Here is a 26,067-nt window from a genome sequence, read left to right on the forward strand (position 1 = left end):
CTGGGAACCGTGTTGATCACCGGGTTTCCCGCCGGCGTGTTGCAGTGCAACTGCTATGTGCTGGCTGAGCGGCCGGGAACGGACGCCGTCATCGTGGATCCGGGGCAGCGGGTGATGGGCGCCCTGCGGCGCATCCTCGACGAGAACCGGCTGACCCCGGCGGCGGTGTTGCTCACCCACGGGCACATCGACCACATGTGGTCCGCGCAGAAGGTGTCCGACACCTACGGCTGCCCCACCTACATCCATCCCGAGGACCGGTTCATGCTCAAAGACCCCATCTACGGCCTGGGCCCGCGGGTGGCGCAACTGGTGGCGGGCGCCTTCTTCCGCGAGCCCAGGCAGGTCGTCGAGCTGGACCGCGACGGCGACAAGCTCGACCTGGGCAGCGTGACCGTCAACGTCGATCACACCCCCGGGCACACGCGCGGGTCGGTGGTCTTCCGGGTGGTCGGGGACAAAGAGGTGGTGTTCACCGGTGACACCCTGTTCGAACGCTCGGTGGGCCGCACCGACCTGCATGGCGGCAGCGGACGCGACCTGCTCACCTCGATCGTGAACAAGCTGCTGGTGCTCGACGACGAGACCATGGTCCTGCCGGGGCACGGCAATGCCACCACCATCGGCGCCGAGCGGCGTTTCAATCCGTTCATCGAAGGCCTGAGCCCGTGACGGAGTTTTCGGCATTTTCCGGGCCCAAGGGGGTGCCCGACTACGTGCCGCCGGAGTCGGCGCAGTTCGTGGCCGTCCGCGACGGCTTGCTGGGCGCCGCCCGCCGGGCCGGCTACGGCGACATCGAGTTGCCCATCTTCGAAGACACCGCCCTCTTCGCGCGGGGCGTCGGGGAATCCACCGACGTGGTGTCCAAGGAGATGTACACGTTCGCCGACCGCGGCGACCGGTCGGTCACGTTGCGTCCCGAGGGCACCGCCGGGGTGGTGCGCGCGGTGATCGAGCACGGCCTCGACCGCGGCGCGTTGCCGATCAAACTCTGTTATGCGGGGCCGTTTTTCCGCTACGAGCGTCCGCAGGCCGGCCGCTATCGGCAGCTGCAGCAGGTGGGCGTGGAGGCCATCGGTGTCGACGACCCGGCGCTGGACGCCGAGGTGATCGCCGTCGCCGACGCCGGCTTCCGCTCACTGGGACTGGACGGGTTCCGCCTGGAAATCACCTCGCTGGGCGACGACAGCTGCCGCCCGCAGTATCGGGAACTGTTGCAGGAGTTCCTCTTTGGGCTCGACCTCGATGACGAGACGCGCAGGCGCGCCGAGATCAACCCGCTGCGGGTGCTCGACGACAAGCGGCCCGCGATGCGGGCCATGACGGCCGACGCCCCGGTGTTGCTCGACCACCTGTCCGACGTCGCCAAGCAACACTTCGACACCGTGCTGGCCCACCTGGACGCGCTCGGCGTGCCATACGTCATCAACCCGCGCATGGTCCGCGGGCTGGACTACTACACCAAGACCACCTTCGAGTTCGTGCACGACGGTCTTGGCGCGCAATCGGGCATCGGCGGCGGCGGCCGCTACGACGGCCTGATGCACCAGCTCGGGGGACAAGACCTGTCCGGCATCGGGTTTGGGCTCGGCGTGGATCGCACCATGCTGGCGCTGCGTGCCGAGAGCAAGAGCGTGGGGGAGACCACCCGCTGCGACGTGTTCGGCGTGCCGCTCAGCGAGGCGGCCAAGCTCAAGCTGGCGGTGCTGGCCGCGCGGCTGCGCGCCGCCGGCGTCCGCGTCGACATGGCCTACGGCGACCGCGGCCTCAAGGGCGCGATGCGCGCGGCCGACCGTTCCGGTGCCCGCATCGCGCTGGTGCTCGGCGACCGGGACATCGAGTCCGGCACGGTCGGGGTGAAGGATCTGGCGACGGGGCAGCAGGTTTCGGTGCCCGGTGATTCCGTTGTCGCCGAAGTTCTTTCGCAACTGGGTCGCTAGGCCCACGTGGTTGACGCTATCCGCTTGGATAACCGCGCCGCACCGTACGATCCAGAATTCCCAGCGTCGCCCGCAATGCGCCCTCGGACAGGATCGGGAAAATCCCGGCCTCCCGCCACTTCGGGTCGATGTCCGACCAGTCGTAGAACGAGGTGACGACCGTGGCCGAGCCGTCTTCGGTCGGCTGGAGCTGATAGCCGTAGACGTGACCGATCGGCGGCTGAATCTGGCCGAGCACCGTCCACGCGATGCGGCGATCCCGTTCGAATTCCTTGATGTCGACGGTGACGTCGTATTTGCCCAATTGCGGAAAGTCGTTCAGCGACTCGCGGTCCATGTGCACGACGAACCGGTCACCGACGCCGTTCACCGGGCCGCCTTCCGCATCCTGGAGCATCCCGGACGAGTCGATCGCGACGTGGCCCTGCGGGTCGCACAGCACGGCGAAGATGTCCGGCGCCGGCGCCCCGATCGTGCGCTGAACCTCGATGCGTTCGGTCATGAGTCCTCGCAGCCGTGTCGGTAGGAACGATCGTCGCTTACTCTGCGCCCGTTGTGGGCGCTTGACAACGAATCGAACTCTTGTTCGAATAACAAACATGCGCTGGGCGGGTCAGGCCGTCGCCGTCAACGGGCGGCCCGTCGAGGACGGGGCGCTGCCGGGGTTGCAGCGGATCGGCCTGGTCCGCAGCGTGCGCGCGCCGCAGTTCGAAGGGATCACGTTTCACGAGGTGCTGTGCAAGTCCGCGCTCAACAAAGTGCCGGACGCCTCAGCGCTGCCTTTCCGGTACACCGTCAACGGCTACCGCGGCTGCTCGCACGCGTGCCGCTATTGCTTCGCCCGGCCCACCCACGAATACCTGGACCTGGACTGCGGCAACGACTTCGACAGCCAGGTCATCGTCAAGACCAACGTCGCTGAGGTGCTGCGCCGCGAGTTGCGCCGGCCGTCGTGGCGGCGGGAGACCGTCGCACTGGGCACCAACACCGACCCCTACCAGCGGGCCGAGGGGCGCTACGCGCTGATGCCGGGCATCATCGCCGCCCTGGCCGAATCCGGTACCCCGCTGTCGATCCTGACCAAGGGCACGCTGCTGCGGCGCGACCTGCCGCTGATCGCCGATGCGGCGCAACGCGTTCCGCTGTCGGTCGCGGTGTCGCTGGCGGTAGGCGACGCCGACCTGCACCGCGACGTCGAGCCTGGCACACCCACGCCGCAGGCGCGCCTGGGCCTGATCGCCGCGATCCGCGAGGCCGGCCTGGACTGTCACGTGATGGTGGCGCCGGTGCTGCCGCACCTGACCGACTCCCAAGAGCACCTCGATCGCCTGCTCGGCCAGATCGCGGCGGCCGGTGCCACCGGTGTCACGGTGTTCGGGCTGCACCTGCGCGGCTCGACGCGCGGCTGGTTCATGGCGTGGCTGGCGCGCTCGCATCCGGAGTTGGTGGACCGCTACCGTGAGCTGTATCGGCGGGGTGCGTACCTGCCGCCGGGATACCGCGAGATGTTGCACGCGCGGGCCGCGCCGCTGATCGCGAAATACCGCCTGGGCGGCGAGTTGCGATCGTTCCGTCAGCCCGTCGCACCGACGCTGGCGGTCCCGGAGCCGGTTCAGGCGACGCTGTTCTGAGGCTGTCTCGAGTTAGGCCGGCAAGGCGGCGCGCGGCTTGGTCAGCGTGAACCGGTCCACCACGGTGACCGCGCCGAACGGTCCGCTCAGCGCGTAGTGGGTGGCCGTGATCGAGGTGTTTCCGCCGGGTTGGCCCGGATCCACGTCGAACGACGCGAAGCCGTAGGGATTGTCCCGGTCCCGGACGGCCGACCATGGCGCGTCCTCCACGACGTAGATCGGCGCCTTGTGGCCGAGCCCGGGGTCGAACGCGCCGACGCCGGTCAACACGCGGCAGCGGGGCTCGGGGAAGAGCAGCCCGTTGGTGGGCATGGACGTGCCGCCGCCGCCGATGACGACGTGCACCGTTCCCTTGGTGGCGTCGATGACGTCGTTGCGGGTGTCCACGGGTATCGGCGTTCGGGTGTCGGTCTGCAGCGTGCCGCGCACCGGGTGCGACCGCTCGTAATGGTGTTCGTGGCCGCACACCACCAGGTCGACCTGGTATTGGTCGAACAGGGGCAGCCATTCTTCCCGGATCCCCAGGTCGGCACCGTTGGCGGGCCCGTCGGCGGTGGAGATCGCCGTCTGGTGCATGCACACGACCACCCAATCGACATCCGGGTCGCGCCGCGCGGCGGCGAGTTCGGCTGTCAGCCAACGCTTTTGCTCCCCGCCCGAGTAGCCGTGCACGTAGAAATTGCCGGCGTCCTGAAACGCCACGTCGTCGTTGTTCAGGCTGATCACCCGCACCGAGCCGGCGGTGAAGGAGTACCAAAGCCCACGGGTCTCGGGGCTGGATCCCGAGTCGGGCACCGCGAAGTACGCCTGATAGGCGCCGTAACCGATTGGGCCGTTGCCTAACTCGTTTTCGTGGTTTCCCGCCGCCGGCATCCACGGCCGGTAGCGCGCCGAGCGGGTGTTGTTCTCGAACCACGCCGACCAGGTGCGGATGCGGTCCTGCGCGAGGTTGGCGTAGCACAGGTCGCCGTTGACCAGGTTGAACAACGGCGCCATGCGCTCGACCGCCAGGGTGGTGTCGGCGGACGCGGGCGACCCGATGTTGTCCGTGCCGTAGCTGCCGTCGGGCATCCTCTCCAGCGTCGGCGTGGACTGATCGCCGAAACTGGTGAAGCGGAATGGCTTTCGCCCCGACGGTGCGGTTCGGACGGTGCCCATCGCCGGCTCGGCGCCGTCGTGCACGGCGGCGTACACGTAGTCGGTGTCCGGGGTCAGGTTGGTCAGGCGGGCATGGTTGACGCGGACCTCGGTGTTGGACTTGGCATCGCGGTAGGTGCGGGTCTCGGCCGCCACGGTGCGCCCCAGGCCCGACGCCGGCGTGCCGTAGCTGACCCGCGGGTTGCGGATCGCGTCGACGGTGTGCCAGGACACCACCACCTCGGTGGCGGCCTGCCGGCCGAATTGCAGGTGCACGCCGCCGACCGGCGGGGCGCCGTTGCGGCTCGGCTGATACCAGACGGCCGGCGCGCCGGGGTGGGACCACACCAGCGCCGCGCCGCCCCCGATTCCCGCCCCGAGGGCGGCCGAGACCGCGGTGGTCGTCAGCAGTCTGCGGCGGCTGATGCCCGCGCCGGAATCAGTGCCGCGGCGCCCAGCGGGATCGTCGGCCACCCCTGCTTCATACCCGAGTGGGGTGAACGCCCGCGGAACGGGGCTGCGCTAGTGGTGGTGCGGCTCGAGCAACCCGGCCTGCCCGATGGACGGGGGGCGGGACGCCAGCCAGTCGCGGGTGGCCGCGTGCGATCGCTCGATAAGCGTTGCGGCGTGCGAGAAGTCGGCCCCGGAGGTGGCGACCGGGCAGAGCGGCCGGATGACGCGCAGGTCGACCACCTGCTCGAAGCGCTCGACGTCGACGGCGAGGCGATGGTTCACCGCCAGGGTCATGGCGTGCAACGCCATGTTGACCGCTGTCTTCGGCGCCGCGGGCAGGGCGCACGAGTAGCCCGTCGGCAGCACCCACACCCGGTCGGCGCCCAACGCGACGGCGTGCGACACGGGCGTGTTGTTCACCACGCCGCCGTCCATCAGGTCGCGCCCGTCGATCCGGACCGGCGGAAACACGCCGGGGATGGCGGCGCTGGCGGCGATCGCATCGACGGCATCTCCCGACGACAGCAGGACGTCGTCGCCGGCGATCACGTCGGTGGCGACCACATGCAGCGGGATCGGCGCATCCTCGAGCCGGGCGAACTCCAACTTGTCGGCCAGCAGCCGTCGCAACCCGACGTTGGGGACCAGGTGCGACCGGCGGCCCAGCATGCCCAGCGCGCCGGCGACCGGGTGGGCCGGGAAGATGTCCTTCCGCGACAACGACGCCCACAGGTCGGCCAGTCCGCGAATGCCCGCAATGTCGGGTCGGGAGGCGATCCACCCGCCGTTGACCGCGCCGACGGACGTCCCGACGATCAGGTCGGGGCGTTCGCCCTCGTCGGCCAGGGCCAGCAGCATCCCGACGTGGATCGCGCCGAGGCTGGCCCCGCCGGACAACACGAACGCCGTGGGCACAGATGCATAGTAGGGACCTTTTCCGCGCGTAGTGGCGTAACGAATTGGGTAGCGTTTTCGATATGACGAACGTGCGAACAGTGACCACGGGGGTCGCGGTGGCGATGTTTGCGGCAGCCGCAGCGGTGGCCGTCACGCCCGCGACCTCATCTGCGGATCCCGCCGGCCACCAGGTGACCTACACCGTCACCGCCACCGGCAACCTCACCGGCAACGTCCGCTACATGAACAGCGATCCGCCCAGCCAGGCGGCCTTCAACGCCAACTCGTCGCAATACCTGAACACCGTGCAGACGGCGTTCACCGCCGGGCAGCCGCTGGTGTACAACACGACGTTGAACGACCCGAATCAGTGGGCCTTCGTGAACGCCAGCGGCGGGTGCCACTGGCCGGACTGCGACTCGTCGAACACGCCGCAGATCCAGTGCCAGATCGCCGTGGACGGCCAGGTCGTGGTCACGCAGAGCGCCACCACCGGGGTGACGTGCTCGACGCGGCCCTGGTGAACCGGTAGGGCCGCTTATCGGTGCACCCGCAACGCGAGGTAGTACTCGTGCCGGCGGGTGTGGTCGAGCGTGTAGCCCACCGCCTTCGCCACCCCGTCGTGGTCGGATTCCAGCCAGCGTTCGGTGTGCTGGCGTTCGAATTCCGTCCACGACGGCACGGTGAACCGCTCCAGGACCGTGTCGGGGTGTTCCAGGCTGTGATACAGCGCCCAGCTGTGGCCTCCGGTGCGTAGCCGCGAACGCCTGACCGCGCTCATCGCCTCGACGAAGTCTTCGAGGTCCTCCGTCGCGACCCGGTAGTGGACGGTCACCAGCACGGGTCCGTCGTGCGGGCAGGGTTCGAACACGACCATCGGCGACGGCCACGCCCGCGAAATGTCGCGGCTCAGCTTCCCGGTCTCCGGGTGCAACCCGAGACCGGCGACGCTGAGGGCGGCAACACCGAGCAACACCGCCGCCAGGGTCAACGCCGCGCCGAGCCCTTCCCGCGTGGCGACGACACCCCAGAGGTACGAGCCGATCGCCTGGGATCCGGTGAAGACCAGCAGGTACATCGCCAGCCCGCGGGCCCGAACCCATCGGGGCAGATGCAGCTGCGCGGCGGCGTTCAACGTCGTCAGCGTGATCAGCCACGTCATTCCCGACAACACCAGGAACGGCGCCGCGGCCGCGAACGGCAACCAGACCACCGCGAGCGTGGCGGCGCCGTACGCGGCCGCGCATACCGCCAGCAGCGTGTTGGGCGGGACCTTCTGGCGCAACGGTGCGGGAACCGCGACGGCGAGCACCGCGCCAAAACCGATGGCGCCCAGGGCCACACCGTAGCCGCTGGCTCCCAAGTGCCAGGTGTCGGCGGCGGTCACCGGCAAGAGGGCCAACAGGGCCGAGGCGGGGAAGACGAAAACGGCCGCGCGCAGCAGGATCCTGCGGAAGATCGGGCCGTTGACCGCGTAGCCCAACCCGGTCAGGATCGCCTGGCCGAGGCGTTCCCGTTCGAGGGGCGCGATCCGCTTGGGTCGTCGCCACCCCGCCAAGGCGACGATGATGCCCACGAACGAGATGGCGTTGATCGCGAAGACCGCCGCCGGACCGGCCAGCGCCAGCACGACGCCGCCGATGGCGGGTCCGACCACCCGGGCGATGTTGACCGAGACGCTGGCCAGAGTCGCGGCGGCCGTGATCTGCTCGCGGGCGACGACCTCCGGTTGGATCGCCTGCCAGGCCGGCGCCGTGATCGCGGAGGCGACCCCGATGGCCAGGGTGAACAGCAGCAGCGCCGTCGGGGTGAGGCGGCCGCAGTACGTCAGCCCCGCCAGCGCCAGCGCCACCAACACCGCGTACGACTGCAGGGCCATCAGCAACCGTCGCTGGTCGAACACGTCGGCGAGCGCGCCGGCGAACAATGCCAACACGAGCGTCGGCCCGAGGCTCGCGGTCTGGACCAGAGCGACGACGGTGGGGCTGCTGTGGCCTTCCACCAAGACCCATTGCGCGGCAACGCTTTGCATCCAGGTGCCGACGTTGGAGACGAACTGCGCGACGAACAGGGCGCGGAAAACCCGGTTGCGCAACGGCGTCCATGCCGACACGTCCGCGGTGTCGGTGCGCTCCTGCGTCAGATCCGACATGCGAGCCTTTCGCGTCGTGCGGCGGGGTAGAAGTTTAGGGCACCCACCTGACGCCCGCATGACGGAACGGCGTCACCGCCGTGGCCGGGCCCCGGGCTCGTGGGCCACGACGACGACCTCGGCCGGCCGGGCCCCGACGGCCCGGATCGTGTGGCTGACCGAGGCGTCGAAATAGGCGCTGTCGCCGGCGCCCAGCCTGATCGTCTGGTCCCCGTAATCGAGTTCGACGCTGCCGGCATGCACGAACATGAACTCCTGGCCGCCGTGCTCGGGCCGGGGATCGTCGGCCGGCGCTTCGGTCGGACGAATCACGAACGGCGACATGGCCTTTCCGAGCATCGACGACGCCAGTGCCCGATAGCGCTGACCGTCGGAGCCGCCCGATGCCCGGTCGACGGCGATCTTCTCCTGCGCCGCCTCGTCGGAGAACAACCGCCCGACGTCGACGTCGAGGGCCTTGGCCACCTTGAGGGCCACCGCGATCGACGGGGTGCTCTGCCGGCGTTCGATCTTGGACAGGTAGCTCTTGGTCAGCCCCGTCTGCTCGGCGAGCGCCTCGAGGGTGAGGCCGCGCTGGGTGCGGACCGCGCGTAGCAGTGCTGTCGCTGGCGATGTCACTGGCGATGCCTCCGATGACACAAGGTTTCCTGTTCTGTTACATTGTGTCATATGGCCAGCACGTTCACCGACTCCAAAGCCGACCTGATGCGTCGCGCCGCCGAGCAGCTCACGGCCAACCTCGTCGAGTCGGGGCTGACCACTCGGCAGAAGCTGGCGCTGACCTGTCGCGCATTGTTCGACGCCGGGCACGACTCGGGCCTGGCGGGCCAGATCACCGCCCGGGCCGAGGCCGACGGCACCTACTACACCCAGCGGCTGGGGCTGGGGTTCGACGAGATCACCGACGCCAACCTGCTGCTGGTGGACGAGGACCTCAACGTCCTCGACGGTGACGGAATGCCCAACCCCGCCAACCGTTTTCACAGCTGGATCTATCGCGCGCGGCCCGACGTGCAATGCATCGTGCACACCCACCCGTTCCACGTGGCGGCGCTGTCCATGCTGGAGGTGCCGCTGACCGTCTCCCACATGGACACCACGCCGCTCTACGACGACTGCGCCTTCCTCGCCGAATGGCCGGGCGTGCCGGTCGGCAACGAGGAGGGGGAGATCATCACCGCCGCCCTCGGTGACAAGAAGGCGGCGCTGCTGGCGCACCACGGCCAGGTCGTCGCGGGCGCGAGCGTCGAGGAGGCGTGTTCGCTGGCGGTGCTGATCGAGCGCGCCGCCAAGCTGCAGCTGGCCGCCATGGCCGCCGGCACCGTCAAAGATCTACCCGAGAAACTGGCCCGCGAGGCCCATGACTGGACGCTGTCGCCCCAGCGCAGCCGCGCGAACTTCGCCTACTACGCCCGCCGGGCCCTGGCGCGGCATCCGGACGCGCTCACCAATTGACGTCCCGTTCAACCAGATTCGAGGAGTTCCCCCGTGCCTGACATCCACGGCATCATCGCCTACCCGGTGACTCCCTTCGCCGACCAAGGCATCCATACCGAACGGCTGGCCGCGCTGGTCGATCGGCTGGTTTCCTCCGGTGTCCACGCGATCGCGCCGCTGGGCAGCACCGGCGAGCTGGCCTATCTGGACGAACCCGAGTTCGACACCGTGGTCGACACCACGATCGCCACGGTCGCCGGCCGGGTGCCGGTGATCGTGGGCGTGTCAGATGTGACCACCGCCAAGACCGTCCGGCGTGCCCGGTATGCGCAGCGGGCCGGCGCCGACGCGGTGATGATCCTGCCGGTGTCCTACTGGAAGCTCAGCGAACGGGAGATCGTTGCGCACTACCGCAGCGTCAGCGACGCCATTTCGATCCCGATCATGGCCTACAACAACCCGGCCACCAGCGGTGTCGACATGCCCCCCGAGCTGCTGGTCCGCATGTTCGAGACCATCGACAACGTCACCATGGTCAAGGAATCCACCGGCGACCTGACCCGGATGCAGCGCATCAAGGAACTGTCCGGCGGCCGGCTGCCCTTCTACAACGGCAGCAACCCGCTGGTGCTCGACGCGCTGAAGGCCGGGGCCTCCGGATGGTGCACGGCCGCACCGTGTTTGCGGCCCCAGCCGTGCATCGACCTGTACGAGGCGGTGCGCGCGGGCGACCTCGACAAGGCGCAGGCCCTCTACGACGACCTCAAGCCGCTGCTGCAGTTCATCGTGGCGGGCGGCCTGCCCACCACCGTGAAGGCCGGGCTGGATCTGCTCGGTTTCCCGGTCGGGGATCCCCGTGCGCCGCTGCTGCCGCTCGACGATGACGGCCGCGCGGAGCTGAAGAAATTGCTCGCCGGTTAGCGGCGGTCGCGAGCGCGGCAGAGCCGCGCGATGGGGGCGCCTCCCGCTTGCGGGGGACGGGCCGCCGCCATCAGGACTAGCCCAGGCTGGGCGCGGCGAAGGTGTCGCACTTCTTCGGGTCACCGGTCTGGTAGCCGACGGTGAACCAGTGCTGCCGTTGCTCGGACGAGCCGTGCGTCCACGACTCGGGGTTGACGCGTCCGGTCGCTTCCTTCTGGATGCGGTCGTCGCCCACCGACGCCGCGGCCGACAGCGCGTCGGCGATGTCCTGGTCGCTCAAGGGCTGCAGGTAGGGCACGCCGGTGCTTTCCTGCTTGACGGTCGACGCGTAGTGCGCCCAGATCCCGGCGTAGCAGTCCGCCTGTAGCTCGGTGCGCACGCCGTTGCCGCCGGCGCCCTGCGCCCCCTGCTGGGAGCGGCCCAGAATGCCCTGCAACTGCTGCACGTGATGGCCGTATTCGTGGGCCACCACGTACTCCTGGGCGAACGGGCCACCGCTGGAACCGAACTTGTCGACGAGCTCGGCAAAGAAGTCGGTGTCGAAGTAGGCCGTCTGGTCCACCGGGCAGTAGAACGGACCCACCGCGGTGGTGGCCGGGCCGCAGCCGGTGTTCACCGAGCCGGTGAACAGTCGCACGTGCGGCCGGGTGTAGCCCTTCATCAGCTGGTGCCACACCGCGTCCACGGAGTTGCCGGTGGCGACCACGCGGCACTGCACGTACTTGTTGGCATCGGCGCCGGTCTTGCACTGGCTGAGGTCGAACCCGGGCGCCGAGTAGCCGCCGGTGTTCGTCTGCTGGTTCATCACGCGGCCCGGGTCCACGCCCAGCAGCAACGCCCCGATCAGGATGAGCAGCCCGAGCCCACCGCCCCCGATGGCCATCCCCATGCCGCCGCCGGACGACGACGCGGTGCTGGTGTCGATCTGCATACCCTCGTTGAAGCTCATCGCGCGCTCCTAACGTTGCCCGGTCGCGGCGAACCGCGTATCGGTGTACTTGCGCAGGTTGCGCAGGTATCGGCGGAGTTCCAGGTTCAGCAGCGGCCCCACCACGTACATCGCCAGCCGCGCCGGACCGGCGGGCTTCTGCGCCATGGTCCACGTCAGCCGGCAGCCACCCGGGATGACCTCGACCCGGTAGTCTTCGACGAACGCGGCGACGGCCTGCGTCGAACATTCGTTGAACCGAAAAGCCATGTGGCTGAACGGCTCCCACGCCAGAAACTCCTCGTTGCCGACCATGCCGCCGCGCATCTCGACGACACGGGTGGTGCCCACGCCGCGCGGCTCCGGGCTGGTCCAGGTCACCTTGGTGATCACCGACGCCCAGCGCGGCCAGGACTGTTCGTCGGCGAGCACTTCGAACAGCTGCTCGGGCGTGATGGCGAGTTCGACGCTGTTGCGGAACACGAAAGGCGCGCTGTCGATGAAGCTCACGCCGACCCGGTCGCAAGGGAACATGGGATCAATCTAGCCGGGGCCGTCGCTGGCCGCGGCCAACAGCGGCACAAGGACGTCGCTGATCGGGGTCGGCAGGTTGTGGGCGCGGGCCTTGCGGATGATCACGCCGTTGCGGATGTCCCATTCCATCCGCCGGTGGTGCTCCCGGTCGGCCAGGATCGAGGTGCCCATGTCCTCGGGGGCCCGACGGAAACTGTCGACCAACTCATCCACCGCCTCGTCGCCGAGTCGGGCGCCCTCGGCCCGCGCCACCGCCAGGCATTCGGCCACGTAGCGCCGCGACAGCGCCGCGACGTCGTCGCGGCGGAACATGCCGGATCGCCGCCCGGACAGCGCCTCGAACCCGGCCAGCGCATTGGCGAGCAGCTTGCGCCAGGCCGCGGTGATGAAGTCGGGGTCGCAGTCCACCCGGCAGCCGGCTCCGCGCAGCAGCTCGGCGACCTCCTCCGCCGCGGGCCCGCTGGGCAGCACCAGCCGGGCCTCGGTGCGCAGCCGCACCCACCCTTGGGGCTGGGTCTCCGCGCCGTACCAGACGATCCCGGGCACCACCGGTGACGAGGGGCAGTGCGGCTGCACCTGCTCGACCTGCTCGACCCCGTTCTGCAACACGACGACGATGGTGTGCTCGGCGCACAGGCGGGTCAGCCAGCCGGCCGCGTCGTCGTTCTGGGTGGCCTTGACCGCCAGCAACACGACGTCGACCGGGCCGCTCACCGCGGCGGGATCGGTGTGCACCGGCCCGGGGACCACGATCGGATCCGCGCCGTCGGGCCGCAATTCGAGGTTGTCGCGGGGGGTGTGGCCGCACAGCAGCACCGAATGCCCGGCGGCGTGCAGCAGCGCGGCGACCGTCGTGCCGACGGCGCCGGGGCCGACGAGTGCGAACCTTGTTGGGGGGTTGGTGGCAATAGGACCGAAAGTACCTGCTCTAGACTGGTCACTCGTCCAAAGCCTGCTGAAAAGGGAGTGTTTGTGCTGCGCAGTCACGCCGCGGGTTCGCTGAGATCCAGCGACGCCGGGCAGCAGGTGACGTTGGCGGGCTGGGTGGCTCGCCGCCGCGACCACGGGGGCGTCATCTTCATCGATCTGCGCGACGCCTCCGGTATCGCACAGGTGGTGTTCCGCAATGCCCTCGAAGAAGGTCAGGTGCTGGCGCAGGCGCACCGGTTGCGCGCCGAGTTCTGCGTCGCGGTCACCGGTGTCGTCGAGATCCGCCCGGAGGGCAACGCCAACCCCGAGATCGCCACCGGCGAGATCGAGGTCAACGTCACCTCGCTGACCGTGCTCGGCGAGAGCGCGCCGTTGCCGTTCCAGCTCGACGAGCCCGCCGGCGAGGAGCTGCGGCTGAAGTACCGCTACCTCGACCTGCGCCGCGACGGCCCGGCCGCGGCAATTCGGTTGCGCTCCAACGTCAATGCCGCCGCCCGGGCGGTGCTGGCGGGCCACGACTTCGTCGAGGTCGAGACGCCGACGATCACCCGCTCGACGCCGGAGGGGGCGCGCGACTTCCTGGTCCCCGCCCGGTTGCACCCCGGCTCGTTCTACGCCCTGCCGCAGAGCCCGCAACTGTTCAAGCAACTGCTGATGGTGGCCGGCATGGAGCGCTACTACCAGATCGCCCGCTGTTACCGCGACGAGGATTTCCGCGCCGACCGTCAGCCCGAGTTCACCCAGCTCGACATGGAGATGAGCTTCGTCGACGCCGAGGACATCATCGCGATCTCCGAGGAGATCCTGGCCGCGCTGTGGGCGTTGATCGGATACCAGATCCCGACGCCCATCCCGCGGATCACCTACGCCGAGGCCATGCGCCGGTTCGGTTCCGACAAGCCGGACATGCGGTTCGGGCTGGAGCTCGTCGAGTGCGCAGAGTTCTTCAAGGACACCACTTTTCGCGTGTTTCAGGCACCCTACGTCGGCGCGGTGGTGATGCCGGGCGGGGCGTCGCAGCCGCGGCGCACGCTCGACGGCTGGCAGGAGTGGGCCAAACAGCGCGGGCATCGCGGGCTGGCCTACGTGCTCGTCGGCGAAGACGGCACGCTCGGCGGCCCGGTGGCCAAGAACCTCACCGACGCCGAGCGCGACGGACTGGCCGCGCATGTCGGGGCGAACCCGGGGGACTGCATCTTCTTCTCCGCCGGCCTGCCCAAGCCGTCGCGCGCCCTGCTGGGGGCCGCCCGCGGCGAGATCGCCCGCCGGCTCGACATGATCGCCCCCGATGTTTGGGCGTTCGTCTGGGTGGTGGACCCGCCGCTGTTCGAGCCCGCCGACGAGGCGACCGCTGCCGGTGAGGTGGCCGTCGGCTCCGGCGCGTGGACGGCGGTGCATCACGCCTTCACCTCGCCCAAACCCGAGTACTCCGACGTCGTCGACACCGACCCCGGCAGCGTGCTCGCCGACGCCTACGACATCGTCTGCAACGGCAACGAGATCGGCGGCGGCTCGATACGTATCCACCGCCGCGACATCCAGGAGCGGGTGTTCGCGGTGATGGGCCTGGACAAGGCCGAGGCCGAGGAGAAGTTCGGATTCCTGTTGGAGGCGTTCACCTTTGGCGCACCGCCGCACGGCGGGATCGCCTTCGGCTGGGACCGCATCAACGCGCTGCTGTCCCGGGTGGACTCGATCCGCGAGGTGATCGCGTTCCCCAAGACCGGCGGCGGCGTCGACCCCCTGACCGATGCGCCCGCGCCGATCACCGCGCAGCAGCGCAAGGAGTCCGGAATAGACGCCAAGCCCGAGCAGGTTGACAAGCCATGACCGAAATGCCGGACACCGACACGATCAACGCGTTCAACCAGAGCATCATCGACGAGTTCCACGCCAACGCCGGCAAGGTCGGCGGCCAGTTCGAGAACGCCGACCTGCTCTTGCTCACCACGACCGGGGCCAAGTCCGGGCAGTCCCGGATCTCACCGCTGGCCTATTTCCGCATCGACGGCAAGCTGATCATCGTCGGCTCCTTCGCCGGCGCCCCGGTCAGCCCGGCATGGGTGCACAACCTGCGGGCCAATCCGCGGGCCCGAGTCGAGATCGGCACCGAGGAGTTCGCCGTCACCGCGCGCGAATTGCCGTCCGACGAGCGCGAGGACATCCTGCCCAAGATCACCGCCGCGGCGCCGGTGTTCGCCGAGTACCAGTCCAACACCAGCCGGGTCATTCCGTTGTTCGAGTTAACCCGGACGTAGCCAATGGGCACGTCGCGGCAGGCGGGGTCAGCATTGGTTCTCGCCTCCGCGCGTGCGGGCGGCAAACGGCTGCGTGCGGTGTGGTTCAACCTGGTCCAGACCGCGGTGGCGGCGGGCCTGTCCTGGTATCTCGCCCACGATGTGCTCGAGCACCCGCAGCCGTTCTTCGCGCCGATCGCCGCCGCGGTGTCGCTGTCGATAAGCAACGTGCTCCGCGCGCAACGCGCCATCCAAATGATGGTCGGGGTAACTCTGGGGATCGGGCTCGGCTCGGTGGTGCAAGGCCTGTTGGGGCCCGGAGCGGTCCCCATCGCGATCGCCGCATTGGTCGCGTTCGGCGCCGCGGTGTTCATCGGTGGTGGCTTCATCGGGCACGGGATGATGTTCGCCAACCAGACCGGGGTGTCGGCGATCCTGGTGCTGGCCCTCTACCGCAGCGGCGTCGGTTTGGAACGCATCTTCGACGCGCTGATCGGCGGGGCGGTGGCCATCGTTTTCGCCGTCTTGCTGTTCCCGGCCGACCCGCTGCAGGTGCTGCGCAATGCGCGCGTCGGCGTGCTCGGCGTGCTGCACGAGGTCTTGTCGCGTGCCGCGGAAGTCGCCGCCGGACGCAAAGCGCCGCAGCCCGACTGGCCGCTGACCGCCGTCGACCGCGTGCACGAGCAGCTCAGCGGATTGCTCGAGGCGCGCACCACCGCCCGCCACGTCGTCGCCATCGCCCCGCGACGGTGGAGCCTGCGGGAGGCGATCCAGGCCGCGGACCACCAGGCCGTGCACGTGGCCCTGCTCGCGGGTTCGGTGCTGCAACTGGCCCGCGCGGTCGCCCCCGATGCGGACGGCCGCCGCCGGGAGCTCCCGCAGCCCGTGCAGACGGTGTTGGTGGTGCTGGCGGCCGCGACCGCGCTCGCTGACCCCGATCCGGCCGGCGCCCGCGCGTACGCCGCGTCCGCGCGGCGTCACGCTTCGGAACTGCAGTCAGGCGCGCGGGAGAAATCGCAGTTGATCCTCGCCGACTCCGTCAACGCCTGCGTCGACGATCTGCAGCGGGTCATCGACCTGCGGCGCGTGTGACCCGGTTCAATGGGAGTCGGCCAGGAACTCCTGGACCAACTTCCTCGGGGCCTGCGTCAGCCACGCCTCGGTGATCAGCTCCTCGAGGTCGCGGACCGAGATCTGGTCCAGTCTGACCAGCACGGCCGGGTAGCCGTCGAAATGCGGGGTGGTGAAGTAGACGTCCGGTTCGTCGGCGATCAGCCCGAATTTGACGCCCTCGTCGGACACCCGCACGCCGAGGATGTCGCCCCCGGGCGGTTCCGATCCGCCGCGCGCCAGCGCCTCGCGTTCCGACGGGCGCAACGGCCGCTCCCAGGCCAGCAACTTCTTACCGACCCGCCAGTCATGCGGTGACGGCTCCGAGGTGAGTGCCAGCTCACGAACGATGCGGGCGACGTCGTACCACGTGGCCACATCTCGATTGTGCTCCCGGTTTGGCGCGCGTGCCCCCGTATTGGCAAACGGTTTCGCACCGTGGGCGGCGCGCAACCGGCGCCTGTGTGATGTGATCAGCCTTGTGCCTGAAGCTGACGCCGGGGCCGCCCGCCGCCATCGAGTCACCCACCGCACCGAGTACCGGTACTCCGACGTCGTGACCAGCTCGTATGGGCGCGGCTTTCTCACCCCGCGCGATTCGACGCGGCAGCGTTGCGTCGCGCACCGGCTGGCCATCGACCCCACCCCCTCCGACGTCTCCACCAGTGTCGACGTGTACGGCAACATCAGCTCCTACTTCCACGTCACCGAGCCGCACCACGGACTGACCGTCACCAGCGACTCCATCGTGGACGTGTATCCGCCGGCTGCGGAGCGCTACACCAGCGGGCCGGCGGTGCAACCATGGGAGGCCGCGCGCCCGACGGGGCGCAAGGGAGCGCTGGCCTCCGAATTCGCGCTGGACCTCAACCCGCCCGAGATCACCGACGAGATCCGCGAATACGCCGCGCCGAGTTTCGCCCCTCGGCGCCCGCTGGTCGACGTGCTGCAGGACCTCTCGTCGCGGATATTCGCCGACTTCACCTACCGCTCGGGGTCGACGACCATTTCCACCGGTGTCGACGCGGTTCTGGCGGCCCGGGAAGGGGTATGTCAAGACTTTGCACGGCTGGCGATCGCCTGCCTGCGCGCCAACGGCCTTGCGGCCAGCTACGTCTCCGGCTACCTGGCCACCGACCCGCCACCGGGGAAGGATCGAATGATCGGGATAGACGCCACCCACGCCTGGGCGGCGGTGTGGACACCGCAGGAGCCCGGCCAATTCGAATGGTTGGGGCTGGATCCCACCAACGACCAGCTGGTCGACGAGCGCTACATCATCGTGGGACGGGGCCGCGACTATGCGGACGTGCCGCCGCTGCGGGGCATCATCTACACCAATTCGGAACACAGCGTGATCGACGTGGCGGTCGACGTGGTGCCCTTCGAGGGGGATGCGCTCCATGCGTGACTTCAACTGCCCCAAGTGCGGCCAGCGCCTGGCGTTCGAGAACTCCACCTGCCTGAACTGCGGTAGCGCCCTGGGATTTTCGCTCGAGCAGATGGCCCTGATGGTGATCGCCGAGGAGAACGCCGGCGAGCACGCCGGTTTCGTGGACGCCGCCGAGTATCAGTTGTGCGCCAATCTCTCAGTGGCCGAATGTAATTGGCTCGTGCCCGTGAACAATCCCCGGCTGCTGTGCACGTCCTGCGCCCTGACCACCGTGCGGCCCAACGACGCCGACACCGCCGGCCTGGCCGAGTTCGCCCGGGCCGAGGCGGCCAAGCGGCGGCTGATCGCCGAGCTGCACGAGCTCAAGCTGCCGATCGTCGGGCGCGAGGAGGATCCCGAGCAGGGATTGGCCTTTCACCTGCTGTCGAGTGCGCACGAGAACGTGATGACCGGGCACGACAACGGCGTCATCACACTGGATTTGGCCGAGGGCGATGACGTGCACCGTGAGCAGTTGCGGGTGGAGATGGAGGAGCCTTACCGCACGCTGCTCGGGCACTTCCGGCACGAGATCGGGCACTACTACTTCTACCGGCTGATCGCCCCGTCCAGCGACTACCTGGCGCGGTTCAACGAGCTCTTCGGCGACTCCGACGCCGATTACCAGGAAGCGCTGGACCGCCACTACAGCCAGGGGCCGCCCGAGGATTGGCAGGAGACCTTCGTGTCGTCCTATGCCACCATGCATCCCGCCGAGGACTGGGCCGAGACGTTCGCCCACTACCTGCACATCCGCGACACCTTGGACACCTCGGCGTGGTGCGGTTTCGCGTCGGCGTCGGCGACGTTCGACCGGCCGGCGTTGGGCCCCAGCGCCTTTCAGACCATCATCGACATGTGGCTGCCGCTGTCGTGGTCGCTGAACATGGTGAACCGGTCGATGGGCCACGACGACCTGTATCCGTTCGTGCTGCCGGTCGCGGTGCTGGAGAAGATGAAGTTCATCTACACCGTGATCGACGAGGTGACCTCGCAGGCGCGGGGACCCGCCGCCGTCGCGGGCTAGCTGTCGTGACCTGATTGGCCGCGTCGCAAACGGGCACACTGCGGCGATCTGCTTTGCGATGACGGCCGACCTGGTGATGGGCGCCGCTGCTTCCCGCGCTGGTTCCGTGGGCCATCTTGATGCTCGAGCCGCGCGGTGCCCGGTTGCGGGTGGCACCGTTTGCGGTGCTGGGCACGGTCGTGTCGGCCTATCTAGCGGTCGTCGTCCTCACCAAACCCGGCGGAGTCACGAGGGGTCCACACGCGCTGGAATACCACACCGCCGACGGGCACCCCTACCTGAGGACGGTGCTTTACATCGTCGCGGTCATCGGGCCGACGGTGATGTCGGGCTATCGCTCCATCGTGGTGTTCGGGCTGGCGAACGTGGTGGGGCTGATCGTGGTCGCCATCCTTTACGTGCAGTCGTTCGCGTCACTGCGGTGCATCTACGCCGCCATGCTGTCGGTCCTGGTGCTGGTGCACATGGTGCGTCGTCGGCGACTGCCCGATCCGCACCGCTACCACGGTGCCGCCCGGGAACCGGCGATATCGAACGCGTGATTCCCTCCGTACTAGTTGTCTGGCGGCGGCTGCACATCAGGCCTACTCGAACGCGTGCTCTTTGTAATCCCTTGTGTCACTTTGGCTTCTGTGGTCACAAGATGGTCTTTTTTGTCGGTGGGTGTTCGTAGGGTTGGGGGCGTGGGTGCGAGCAGTCGTGAGGAGATCGTCGAGGTCTTCGACGCGCTCGACGACGACGTGGACCGGCTGTGCGCGTTGTCCTTTGACGTGCTGACCACCGCGGAGCGGTTGCGCGCCCTGGAGCGCCTGGAACGCGCTTATCGCCGGCTGCGCGCCCCCCAGCATGCGTTGATCAACCAACTCGATGCGCAGGCCAGCGCGCAGGAGTTGGGTGGGTCGCTGCGCTGCGGGTTGGCCGACCGGTTGCGCATCACCACCGGCGAGGCCGCCCGGCGCCTCGGGGAAGCCCGCGATCTTGGGGAGCGCCGGGCGTTGACCGGGGAACCGTTGGCGCCGCTGTTGGCCGCGACCGCGGCCGGGCAACGCGACGGGCTGATCGGCGACGGGCACATCAAAGTGATCCGCGGCTTTTTTGCCCAGCTGCCCGCCGCGGTGGACGTGTTCACCCGCCAAGCCGCCGAGGCTGACCTGGCTGACAAAGCCGCCGGATATCGGCCCGACGAGTTGGCCAAATACGCCCAGCGGATCATGGATTGGCTGCACCCCGACGGGGACTTCAGCGACGCCGAGCGGGCCCGCAAACGCGGCATCACCCTGGGCGCCCAGGAATTCGACGGCATGTCCCGCCTGAGCGGCCTGCTGACCCCGGAGTTGCGGGCCGCCGTCGAGGCGATGTTGGCCAAGCTGGCCGCCCCCGGGGTGTGTAATCCCGACGACCAAGCCCCGGTGGTCGACGCCACCCCCGACCAAGACGCGGTGCGCCGCGACACCCGCTCCCCGGCGCAGCGCAACCACGACGCCTTGCTGGCCGGGCTGCGCGGGCTGCTGGCCTCCGGACAACTGGGCCAACATAACGGGCTGCCGGTGTCGATCGTGGTCACCACCACACTGCAGGATCTCGAGGCGGCCGCCGGCAAGGCCCTGACCGCCGGGGGCACCCTGGTGCCCATGTCCGATGTGATCCGTTGGGCCGGCCACGCCCACCACTACCTGGCCATCTTTGAGCAGAGCAAACCCCTGGCGCTGTATCACAGCAAACGGCTGGCCTCCCCGGCGCAACGGATCATGTTGTATGCCAAGGATCGTGGCTGTACCAAGCCGGGCTGTGATGCCCCGGCCTACCACAGCCAGGTCCACCACATCACAGGCTGGCAAGCCACCGGCCGCACCGACATCGACGACCTCACCCTGGCCTGCGGCCCCGACAACCGGCTCGCCGAAAACGGCTGGACCACCCGCACCAACGCCAAAGGCGAAACCGAATGGCTCCCACCACCCCACCTCGACCACGGCCAACCCCGCACCAACAACTTCCACCACCCCGAAAGATTCCTTCGCGACAGCGACGACGACGAACCCGGTTGACGCAACGGGCATCTCGGCTCCGCCGCGCTTGCGATCACCGCTAGGCCGGCATCACCCGGCGTACGTCGGGGCCCCACAGCGGTTGCATGCCGCCGGGCAACGCCAGCTGCGTGGCCCTGATGACCTCGGCCAGCTCGCGCAGCCCGGCGTCCACCGAACCGAGCAGTTCGGCCAGCTCCGCACGCAGCCCGTCGGCGCTGACGGCTTCCAACTCGGCGGGATGCGAGCGGCGCAGGAGGGTACCGATCTCGTCCACCAACCGCTCCGGTCGTGACGACCCCGACGACCCGGGCAGGTCCTTAAGGTTGGCCCGCAGCCGCTCCACTTGACACAGCAGCGACCGCGGGTTCTGCGCGTCGAACAGCATCAGCTCGGCCACCGCGGCGACGCTGACCTTGCCCACCGTCCGGCGCCGGTAGATCACCGAGGACTCGCACGCCACCAGCGTCGCCTCGATGATCGTCTGTTCGGCGGCGGGGCGGCGGGCTTCGATCAGGGTGGCGCTCAGTAGCGCGGTCAGCCACAGGCCGCGCTCGATGCGCTTGCCGATGTCCATCATCGTCCAGCCCACGTCGCGCACCATCGACTCGGCGGCGACCCCCGCCAGAGTCAGCATCCCGGACAGCGTTTGGACCTGGGCCGACGCCAGCAGCGGGTCGGCCTCGGCGAGCGAGTCCGGCGGCTCCCGCCGCTGGGCCAGCGCGCGCTCGACACCGGCCAGCACCATCCAGGTGTCGTTGGACAGCTGGTCGCGCACCGACCTGGCGGCCAGCGCCAGACCTTCCACCGACTGCACCAGTGATCCGGCACGGTCGGGGTCCACGGTCAGCGACCACAGTGTCGAGGGGGCGATGGCGATCCTCTCGGCCCCGTCGCCGTCGGTCTCGGTCCCGGTGATCCGGCCGAGGGCCGCCATCAGCACCGGCACGCACTCGCTTTCCTCGGTGTGTTGCTGATGCCGGTAGACATGGAACCGGTCGCGGGTGACGATCAGCAGCCGCGCCATGTTCTCCGCGCGCTCGCCGTAGCGGCCGATCCAGAAGAGGTCGGACAGCACACGCGGCGAGCTGACGCCCCACGTACCCGCGGCCGTCTTCGCCGGCGGAGCGGGCGCGGGCAGGCTCACCGCCTCGGCCCGTGCGCGCTCCGTCGGGCGCACCCAAACATCCTTCGCGGCAACGGTTTGCAGCGTGTACGCGGCCGGCCCGGGCGCCAGCACGTAGCCGACACCGCCGATCATGGGGGCGTATCCGCTGCGCTGGGCGACGTTGAACAAGCGGATGCCGATGCCGGCCGACGACAACACCCCGGCATGATCGGTGGGCGCCGACGAGAACTGCGGCAACTCCTGGCCGATCCACTGCCACGGCATCTTCTCGATGCGGGCGGCCAACTGCGCCAACTGATCGGATGAAAGGGTGGGCCCGACAAGCGTTTTGCCGCCGATGGTCGACTTCACCAGTAGCGACGACAGATTCGCCAGCAGGTGTGAGCGTTCGGTGGCGATGCCACCCCAGTACACCGGCGCGGTGTGCAGCAGCGGAGCTTCGGAGAGCAGGCGCTCGGACAGCCGGGGCAAGAACCGAAGCAGCCCAGGGTTTTCCAGGATCCCGCTACCCAGCGTGTTGACGACGGTCACCGTCCCGCGATGGCACGCCTCCACCAGACCGACCACACCCAGCCTGGAGTCGGCGCGCAGATCGAGCGGGTCGGTGTAGTCGGCGTCGACCCGGCGAAGGACGACGTCGACCCGTTTCAAGGTGCCCAGCGAACGCATCCACAACTTTCCGTCGCGCACCACCAGGTCGGCACTCTCCACCAACGGGAAGCCCAGCAGCGTGGCCAGATACGCCTGATCGAAGGCGGTTTCGGAGAAGATGCCCGGGCTGAGCACCACCACCACCGGATCCTGCGCGTCGTCGGGTGCGGCGTCGATCAGCGCGAGCCGCAGCGCCTGGGCGAACGGTGTCGTCGGCCGCGGCACGATCCGTTCGTATAGCTCGGGAATCGAGTGCGCGACGACGCGCCGGTCGGCCAGCGCGTAGCCGGCACCCGACGGCGCCTGCGTCCAGTCGGCGTTGACTCCGAAGGCGCCGTCCGGTAGCCGGCTGACGTCACAGGCGTGCAAGAAAAGCTGGTGATGCCCGGGAACTTCGATGCCATTGGCCGCGCGCAAGTAACCGGGATGGGCGAACAGCAGCTCCGGCGGCAGGATGCCCTCGGTGAGCAGGCTGCGCGACCCGTACAGGTCGGTGAGCACGGCGTCGAGCAGCCGGGACCGCTGCACCAGCCCGGCCTCCAGCACCTCCCACTCCGCGGCGGACAGCACGATCGGCAGCGTGTCCAAAATCCACGGCCGCGGCTCCAGGCCGTGCCCGCCGGGTTCGACGTCGGTGTAGGTGATGCCGTCGCTGTCGATCAGGCTGCGCACCACCGAGCGCAGGCGATCCAGCCCCGCCCGGCCGCGCTCGGCGATGGTGTCGGCAAGCTCCGTCCAGGCCGCCCGCACGTTCCCGTCCGGGTCGACGAATTCGTCGTAGCCGGGTGCGGGGCCCTGCCGCGGATCGAAGAGCGCCTCCTGGGCGCGCGCGGCCCGATACCCGGCCAGCAGGCGGTCGGCGTCGTAGCGGACTTCGTGGCGGACTTCGTGGCGGTCTTCGTGGCGGTCTTCGTGGCGGCCACGAGTCGCCGGCGGGACCGCGCCGGTGCCGAATGTCATGTCCGGCAGTCCTCGATGAAGGATTCGCACGGGTTGATCACCTTGAGGTCGGCGATGGGCCGAACCGTAATCGCCAGCCGGCGCACGGGATTCGGAAAGACCAGGCGCGCAAGGCAATTGCCCTCCGCGTCCTGCTGCCAGTTGACGAAGTGCCCGTCCGGGTCGATGCGCAACGAGTAGGCATCCAGTCGCACGACCTGCGGGAACAGCAGGACCGGCCGGTCAAAGCTGTAGCTGGTGCGGTGTTCCAGCGCGACCTTGATGCTCATGACAAGGTGATCTCATCACAAGCGGCACACGGCCGCAGCGCGCCTGACAGCGCCGTAACGTCGGAGCGGGCCGGTTAGGTGTACTGACCACGGACGTTGGTGACGGCGTGGCGTGGTGACATGACGAAGACCTCCGAGTGAAGTGCGAGCTGTCAAGGAACGCACTGCTCACAATCGGAGGTCTTCGTGTCCCACCGTAATGCTCCATTGTCTGAAACCGGTCGGCTGCGGCTGGCCCGGTGTGTTGTTGATGATGGCTGGCCGCTGCGGCGGGCCGCCGAGCGGTTCCAGGTGTCGGCGACCACCGCGGCGCGCTGGGCCGGGCGGTACCGCGCCGCCGGGGCGCCGGCAATGGTTGATCGCAGTTCACGCCCGCATCACAGCCCTCGCCGCACACCCACGCGCACCGAGCGCCGCATCATTAAAGTTCGGGTGATCCGCAGGTGGGGACCCGCTCGAATCGGTTACCTACTCGGCATCCATCCCTCCACGGTGCATCGCGTGCTCACCCGTTACGGGATGGCCAGACTCCGTTGGCTAGACCGCCCCACCGGTCGGGTGATCCGCCGCATCGACTCGGCTAGGTGCGGCGAGCTAGTGCATGTCGATGTCAAAAAACTGGGCAAGATCCCCGCCGGCGGTGGTTGGCGGATGCTGGGCCGATCGCTGGGCAAACGCAATTCTCAAGCTCATCGATCGATTCGGATGACCGCGCGCCACCCCGCGATCGGGTACCACTTCCTACACACCGCCATTGATGGCCACTCGCGCCTGGCCTACACCGAGCTGCTGGCTGACGAACGCAAAGACACTGCGGCAGCGTTTTGGATCCGCGCTGATGCCTGGTTCACCGCGCACGGCATCACGGTACGGAAAGTATTGACCGACAACGGGTCCTGCTATCGATCCCAGGCCTTCACCGACGCACTCGGAGCTATCGAGCATCGCCGCACCCGCCCCTATCGGCCGCAAACCAACGGCAAAGTGGAGAGATTTCACCGCACGCTAGCCGACGAATGGGCCTACGCCCAGCTCTACACCAGCGACGCCGAACGCTGCCACGCCTTCACTGCCTGGCTCCACACCTACAATCACCACCGCGGCCACACCGCACTCGGCGGCCAACCACCCGCCAGCCGCGTACCTAACCTCTCAGGTCAGTACAGTTAGGCCTGTTGCGGCCCGGGCGGCGGGGGGCCCGGTTGGTAGCCCGGCTGCGGCGCCGGGACGACCTGCCCGCCGGTCAGCTTGCGGTAGGCGTAGGTGAGGATGAGCGCGTCGAGGGGGACCGCCACCAGCAGGCCCACGCCACACGCCAGCGCGCCCGCGAAGGTCAGCGCCAGCACCACCAGCCATACCAGCGCCGCGTTGGCGAAGTTCGACCCCACGAGCGAGAAGCTGGAAGTGAAGCCCTTGATCGCCGACTCCGAGCGGTCGACCACGAACAGGATGGTGAACTGCACGAAAAGGCTCAGGACGAGGCCCGGAACGAAGCACAGGGAATAGCCGATCGAGGTGAGCACGCCGACGATCAGCGCGGCCAGAAACGCCATCCCCAAGTTACGCGGACGGAAGAACGAGCCAACGGTCACCGGGCGTCCGTCGGCGATGTCCAGGCAGCCCGACAGGAAACCGGCTTGGGCGAATGCCGCTACCAGGTAGGTCAGCAGGGTGCCGATGATGAAGATGACCAACGGGACGCCGGTGAGATTGGCCGTGAAGTAGAAGCCGTAGTCGTTGTCGATGGTTGTCGTGTTCGGCGACATGTTTTGGGCCACGATGTCCACCGCACTGGCCGCCCCGAACAGCAGGCCATAGACCAGTGCGGGCACGATCAACGCCACGGCGTTCTGGGTGAACGTGTTCCACGCCCAGTTGAACGCGTCACCGATGCTGAAGGCGGGCTTGGGCGGGGCTCCGTACCCCTGCGGCGGGCCGTAGCCGGGTGGGGGCGGCCCGCCGTAACCGGGCGGCGCGCCATAACCGGGCGGGGGGCCGTAGCCGGGTGGCGGCTGCGGGGGCGGCGCGCCGTAGCCGGGGGGCGGGCCATAGCCGGGTGGCGGCTGCGGGGGCGGCGCGCCGTAGCCGGGCTGCGGGGGTGGCGTGCCGTAACCGGGCGGGGGCGGGTAGCCCGGAGGGTTTTGCTCGCCGCCGTGGGGATCGGCCGGGGTGCCTGGATACTCGGGAGGCTGGCTCATGTCCGTCCTAGCTGTCTGATCCGCTTCGTGGGGCACGCGCACGGAACTTGGCAAACGGCAACTTAGC

At 68.9% G+C, this 26,067-nt stretch carries 25 protein-coding genes and 1 pseudogene; 14 read left to right on the forward strand and 12 right to left on the reverse strand.

Annotated features, from left to right (window positions below; all coding sequences use genetic code 11):
- Positions 1 to 9: 9 nt before the first annotated feature.
- The gene (locus tag KXD96_RS13550) at positions 10 to 672 is read left to right on the forward strand and encodes an MBL fold metallo-hydrolase (protein WP_260745027.1); all 663 of its coding nucleotides are present in this window, start codon (positions 10 to 12) and stop codon (positions 670 to 672) included.
- A complete protein-coding gene (hisS, locus tag KXD96_RS13555) occupies positions 669 to 1,940 on the forward strand; it encodes a histidine--tRNA ligase (protein WP_260745028.1) in 1,272 nt (423 codons plus the stop codon). The genes KXD96_RS13550 and hisS overlap by 4 nt, the downstream gene beginning before the upstream one ends.
- Before the next feature lie 16 nt (positions 1,941 to 1,956).
- On the opposite strand, the gene KXD96_RS13560 is transcribed toward hisS, so the two are convergent.
- Entirely contained in the window at positions 1,957 to 2,442 is a 486-nt protein-coding gene (locus KXD96_RS13560) for an SRPBCC family protein (protein WP_260745029.1), read from the reverse strand.
- Positions 2,443 to 2,539: 97 nt separating this feature from the next.
- On the opposite strand from KXD96_RS13560, the gene KXD96_RS13565 reads away from it, so the two are divergent.
- Positions 2,540 to 3,571 (forward strand): Rv2578c family radical SAM protein, encoded by a 1,032-nt coding sequence (locus tag KXD96_RS13565; protein WP_260745030.1) that lies wholly within the window; start codon positions 2,540 to 2,542, stop codon positions 3,569 to 3,571.
- A gap of 12 nt (positions 3,572 to 3,583) precedes the next feature.
- On the opposite strand, the gene KXD96_RS13570 is transcribed toward KXD96_RS13565, so the two are convergent.
- Together KXD96_RS13570 and KXD96_RS13575 are read right to left on the reverse strand one after the other, a co-directional pair.
- Positions 3,584 to 5,182, reverse strand: coding sequence for a metallophosphoesterase family protein (locus tag KXD96_RS13570; RefSeq protein ID WP_260745031.1), 1,599 nt, complete (start codon positions 5,180 to 5,182; stop codon positions 3,584 to 3,586).
- A 48-nt stretch (positions 5,183 to 5,230) separates the two neighbouring features.
- Positions 5,231 to 6,076 (reverse strand): patatin-like phospholipase family protein, encoded by an 846-nt coding sequence (locus KXD96_RS13575; protein ID WP_260745032.1) that lies wholly within the window; start codon positions 6,074 to 6,076, stop codon positions 5,231 to 5,233.
- A gap of 62 nt (positions 6,077 to 6,138) precedes the next feature.
- On the opposite strand from KXD96_RS13575, the gene KXD96_RS13580 reads away from it, so the two are divergent.
- Positions 6,139 to 6,582: a hypothetical protein gene (locus tag KXD96_RS13580; RefSeq protein ID WP_260745033.1), complete on the forward strand. Its 444-nt coding sequence runs from the start codon at positions 6,139 to 6,141 to the stop codon at positions 6,580 to 6,582.
- Positions 6,583 to 6,596: 14 nt separating this feature from the next.
- Here KXD96_RS13580 and KXD96_RS13585 read toward each other — a convergent pair whose 3' ends face one another.
- Together KXD96_RS13585 and KXD96_RS13590 are read right to left on the reverse strand one after the other, a co-directional pair.
- Positions 6,597 to 8,210, reverse strand: coding sequence for an MFS transporter (locus KXD96_RS13585; RefSeq protein WP_260745034.1), 1,614 nt, complete (start codon positions 8,208 to 8,210; stop codon positions 6,597 to 6,599).
- A gap of 72 nt (positions 8,211 to 8,282) precedes the next feature.
- Entirely contained in the window at positions 8,283 to 8,828 is a 546-nt protein-coding gene (locus tag KXD96_RS13590) for a helix-turn-helix domain-containing protein (protein WP_260745035.1), read from the reverse strand.
- Positions 8,829 to 8,879: 51 nt separating this feature from the next.
- On the opposite strand from KXD96_RS13590, the gene KXD96_RS13595 reads away from it, so the two are divergent.
- Both KXD96_RS13595 and KXD96_RS13600 read left to right on the forward strand, forming a co-directional pair.
- Entirely contained in the window at positions 8,880 to 9,665 is a 786-nt protein-coding gene (locus KXD96_RS13595; RefSeq protein ID WP_260745036.1) for an aldolase, read from the forward strand.
- A gap of 33 nt (positions 9,666 to 9,698) precedes the next feature.
- Positions 9,699 to 10,568: a dihydrodipicolinate synthase family protein gene (locus tag KXD96_RS13600; RefSeq protein ID WP_260745037.1), complete on the forward strand. Its 870-nt coding sequence runs from the start codon at positions 9,699 to 9,701 to the stop codon at positions 10,566 to 10,568.
- Positions 10,569 to 10,644: 76 nt separating this feature from the next.
- Here the strand turns inward: KXD96_RS13600 and KXD96_RS13605 are convergent, their stop codons facing one another.
- From KXD96_RS13605 to KXD96_RS13615, 3 genes are read right to left on the reverse strand one after another with little or no spacing between them, the layout of a single operon-like run.
- Positions 10,645 to 11,517 (reverse strand): neutral zinc metallopeptidase, encoded by an 873-nt coding sequence (locus KXD96_RS13605; RefSeq protein WP_260745038.1) that lies wholly within the window; start codon positions 11,515 to 11,517, stop codon positions 10,645 to 10,647.
- Between the two features lie 9 nt (positions 11,518 to 11,526).
- Complete coding sequence (locus KXD96_RS13610) at positions 11,527 to 12,030, reverse strand: SRPBCC family protein (RefSeq protein ID WP_260745039.1); 504 nt, start codon at positions 12,028 to 12,030, stop codon at positions 11,527 to 11,529.
- Between the two features lie 9 nt (positions 12,031 to 12,039).
- Positions 12,040 to 12,939 (reverse strand): oxidoreductase, encoded by a 900-nt coding sequence (locus tag KXD96_RS13615; protein ID WP_260745365.1) that lies wholly within the window; start codon positions 12,937 to 12,939, stop codon positions 12,040 to 12,042.
- A gap of 57 nt (positions 12,940 to 12,996) precedes the next feature.
- Here KXD96_RS13615 and aspS point away from each other — a divergent pair, with 57 nt between their 5' ends.
- The 3 genes from aspS to KXD96_RS13630 are packed head-to-tail and all read left to right on the forward strand — an operon-like array spanning position 12,997 to position 16,289.
- A complete protein-coding gene (gene aspS, locus KXD96_RS13620; RefSeq protein WP_260745040.1) occupies positions 12,997 to 14,790 on the forward strand; it encodes an aspartate--tRNA ligase in 1,794 nt (597 codons plus the stop codon).
- Positions 14,787 to 15,218: a nitroreductase family deazaflavin-dependent oxidoreductase gene (locus tag KXD96_RS13625; protein WP_260745041.1), complete on the forward strand. Its 432-nt coding sequence runs from the start codon at positions 14,787 to 14,789 to the stop codon at positions 15,216 to 15,218. Before aspS ends, KXD96_RS13625 begins: the two co-directional genes overlap by 4 nt.
- A 3-nt stretch (positions 15,219 to 15,221) precedes the next feature.
- A complete protein-coding gene (locus KXD96_RS13630; RefSeq protein ID WP_260745042.1) occupies positions 15,222 to 16,289 on the forward strand; it encodes an aromatic acid exporter family protein in 1,068 nt (355 codons plus the stop codon).
- A gap of 6 nt (positions 16,290 to 16,295) precedes the next feature.
- Here KXD96_RS13630 and KXD96_RS13635 read toward each other — a convergent pair whose 3' ends face one another.
- Positions 16,296 to 16,685 carry an MmcQ/YjbR family DNA-binding protein gene (locus KXD96_RS13635; protein ID WP_260745043.1) on the reverse strand — a complete coding sequence of 130 codons (390 nt, stop codon included), beginning with the start codon at positions 16,683 to 16,685 and terminating at the stop codon, positions 16,296 to 16,298.
- 91 nt (positions 16,686 to 16,776) lie between these two features.
- Here KXD96_RS13635 and KXD96_RS13640 point away from each other — a divergent pair, with 91 nt between their 5' ends.
- The 4 genes from KXD96_RS13640 to KXD96_RS13655 all read left to right on the forward strand — a co-directional run bounded on the left by KXD96_RS13640 (position 16,777) and on the right by KXD96_RS13655 (position 20,814).
- Positions 16,777 to 17,718, forward strand: coding sequence for a transglutaminase family protein (locus KXD96_RS13640; protein WP_260745044.1), 942 nt, complete (start codon positions 16,777 to 16,779; stop codon positions 17,716 to 17,718).
- Positions 17,711 to 18,766: a putative zinc-binding metallopeptidase gene (locus KXD96_RS13645; RefSeq protein WP_260745045.1), complete on the forward strand. Its 1,056-nt coding sequence runs from the start codon at positions 17,711 to 17,713 to the stop codon at positions 18,764 to 18,766. Before KXD96_RS13640 ends, KXD96_RS13645 begins: the two co-directional genes overlap by 8 nt.
- Before the next feature lie 119 nt (positions 18,767 to 18,885).
- Positions 18,886 to 19,308, forward strand: a complete 423-nt coding sequence (locus tag KXD96_RS13650) for a DUF6629 family protein (RefSeq protein WP_260745046.1) — start codon at positions 18,886 to 18,888, stop codon at positions 19,306 to 19,308.
- A 141-nt stretch (positions 19,309 to 19,449) separates the two neighbouring features.
- Positions 19,450 to 20,814: an HNH endonuclease signature motif containing protein gene (locus tag KXD96_RS13655; protein WP_260745047.1), complete on the forward strand. Its 1,365-nt coding sequence runs from the start codon at positions 19,450 to 19,452 to the stop codon at positions 20,812 to 20,814.
- 40 nt (positions 20,815 to 20,854) lie between these two features.
- Here the strand turns inward: KXD96_RS13655 and KXD96_RS13660 are convergent, their stop codons facing one another.
- Both KXD96_RS13660 and KXD96_RS13665 read right to left on the reverse strand, forming a co-directional pair.
- Positions 20,855 to 23,533 (reverse strand): circularly permuted type 2 ATP-grasp protein, encoded by a 2,679-nt coding sequence (locus KXD96_RS13660; RefSeq protein ID WP_260745048.1) that lies wholly within the window; start codon positions 23,531 to 23,533, stop codon positions 20,855 to 20,857.
- A gap of 8 nt (positions 23,534 to 23,541) precedes the next feature.
- Positions 23,542 to 23,802, reverse strand: a pseudogene (locus KXD96_RS13665) (transglutaminase N-terminal domain-containing protein); the annotation flags it as partial.
- A gap of 186 nt (positions 23,803 to 23,988) precedes the next feature.
- Here KXD96_RS13665 and KXD96_RS13670 point away from each other — a divergent pair.
- Positions 23,989 to 24,972 carry an IS481 family transposase gene (locus KXD96_RS13670; RefSeq protein ID WP_260740354.1) on the forward strand — a complete coding sequence of 328 codons (984 nt, stop codon included), beginning with the start codon at positions 23,989 to 23,991 and terminating at the stop codon, positions 24,970 to 24,972.
- On the opposite strand, the gene KXD96_RS13675 is transcribed toward KXD96_RS13670, so the two are convergent.
- Positions 24,969 to 26,000, reverse strand: coding sequence for a hypothetical protein (locus KXD96_RS13675; RefSeq protein ID WP_260745049.1), 1,032 nt, complete (start codon positions 25,998 to 26,000; stop codon positions 24,969 to 24,971). The two genes, KXD96_RS13670 and KXD96_RS13675, sit on opposite strands and share 4 nt — an antisense overlap.
- Between the last annotated feature and the right edge of the window lie 67 nt (positions 26,001 to 26,067).

Origin of the sequence: Mycobacterium sp. SMC-2 (assembly GCF_025263485.1) — a bacterium.
In the GTDB taxonomy this organism is placed as follows: Bacteria; Actinomycetota; Actinomycetes; order Mycobacteriales; family Mycobacteriaceae; genus Mycobacterium.

What these genes read in the sequence shown, in the direction of transcription:
- KXD96_RS13585 (WP_260745034.1), bottom strand. Translation starts at nt 8,210, where the DNA reads ATGTCGGATCTGACGCAGGAGCGCACCGACACCGCGGACGTGTCGGCA.
- KXD96_RS13650 (WP_260745046.1), top strand. Translation starts at nt 18,886, where the DNA reads ATGCTCGAGCCGCGCGGTGCCCGGTTGCGGGTGGCACCGTTTGCGGTG.
- KXD96_RS13630 (WP_260745042.1), top strand. Translation starts at nt 15,222, where the DNA reads ATGGGCACGTCGCGGCAGGCGGGGTCAGCATTGGTTCTCGCCTCCGCG.
- KXD96_RS13660 (WP_260745048.1), bottom strand. Translation starts at nt 23,533, where the DNA reads ATGACATTCGGCACCGGCGCGGTCCCGCCGGCGACTCGTGGCCGCCAC.
- KXD96_RS13625 (WP_260745041.1), top strand. Translation starts at nt 14,787, where the DNA reads ATGACCGAAATGCCGGACACCGACACGATCAACGCGTTCAACCAGAGC.
- KXD96_RS13580 (WP_260745033.1), top strand. Translation starts at nt 6,139, where the DNA reads ATGACGAACGTGCGAACAGTGACCACGGGGGTCGCGGTGGCGATGTTT.
- KXD96_RS13560 (WP_260745029.1), bottom strand. Translation starts at nt 2,442, where the DNA reads ATGACCGAACGCATCGAGGTTCAGCGCACGATCGGGGCGCCGGCGCCG.
- KXD96_RS13565 (WP_260745030.1), top strand. Translation starts at nt 2,540, where the DNA reads ATGCGCTGGGCGGGTCAGGCCGTCGCCGTCAACGGGCGGCCCGTCGAG.
- KXD96_RS13645 (WP_260745045.1), top strand. Translation starts at nt 17,711, where the DNA reads ATGCGTGACTTCAACTGCCCCAAGTGCGGCCAGCGCCTGGCGTTCGAG.
- KXD96_RS13605 (WP_260745038.1), bottom strand. Translation starts at nt 11,517, where the DNA reads ATGAGCTTCAACGAGGGTATGCAGATCGACACCAGCACCGCGTCGTCG.
- KXD96_RS13675 (WP_260745049.1), bottom strand. Translation starts at nt 26,000, where the DNA reads ATGAGCCAGCCTCCCGAGTATCCAGGCACCCCGGCCGATCCCCACGGC.
- KXD96_RS13610 (WP_260745039.1), bottom strand. Translation starts at nt 12,030, where the DNA reads ATGTTCCCTTGCGACCGGGTCGGCGTGAGCTTCATCGACAGCGCGCCT.
- KXD96_RS13595 (WP_260745036.1), top strand. Translation starts at nt 8,880, where the DNA reads ATGGCCAGCACGTTCACCGACTCCAAAGCCGACCTGATGCGTCGCGCC.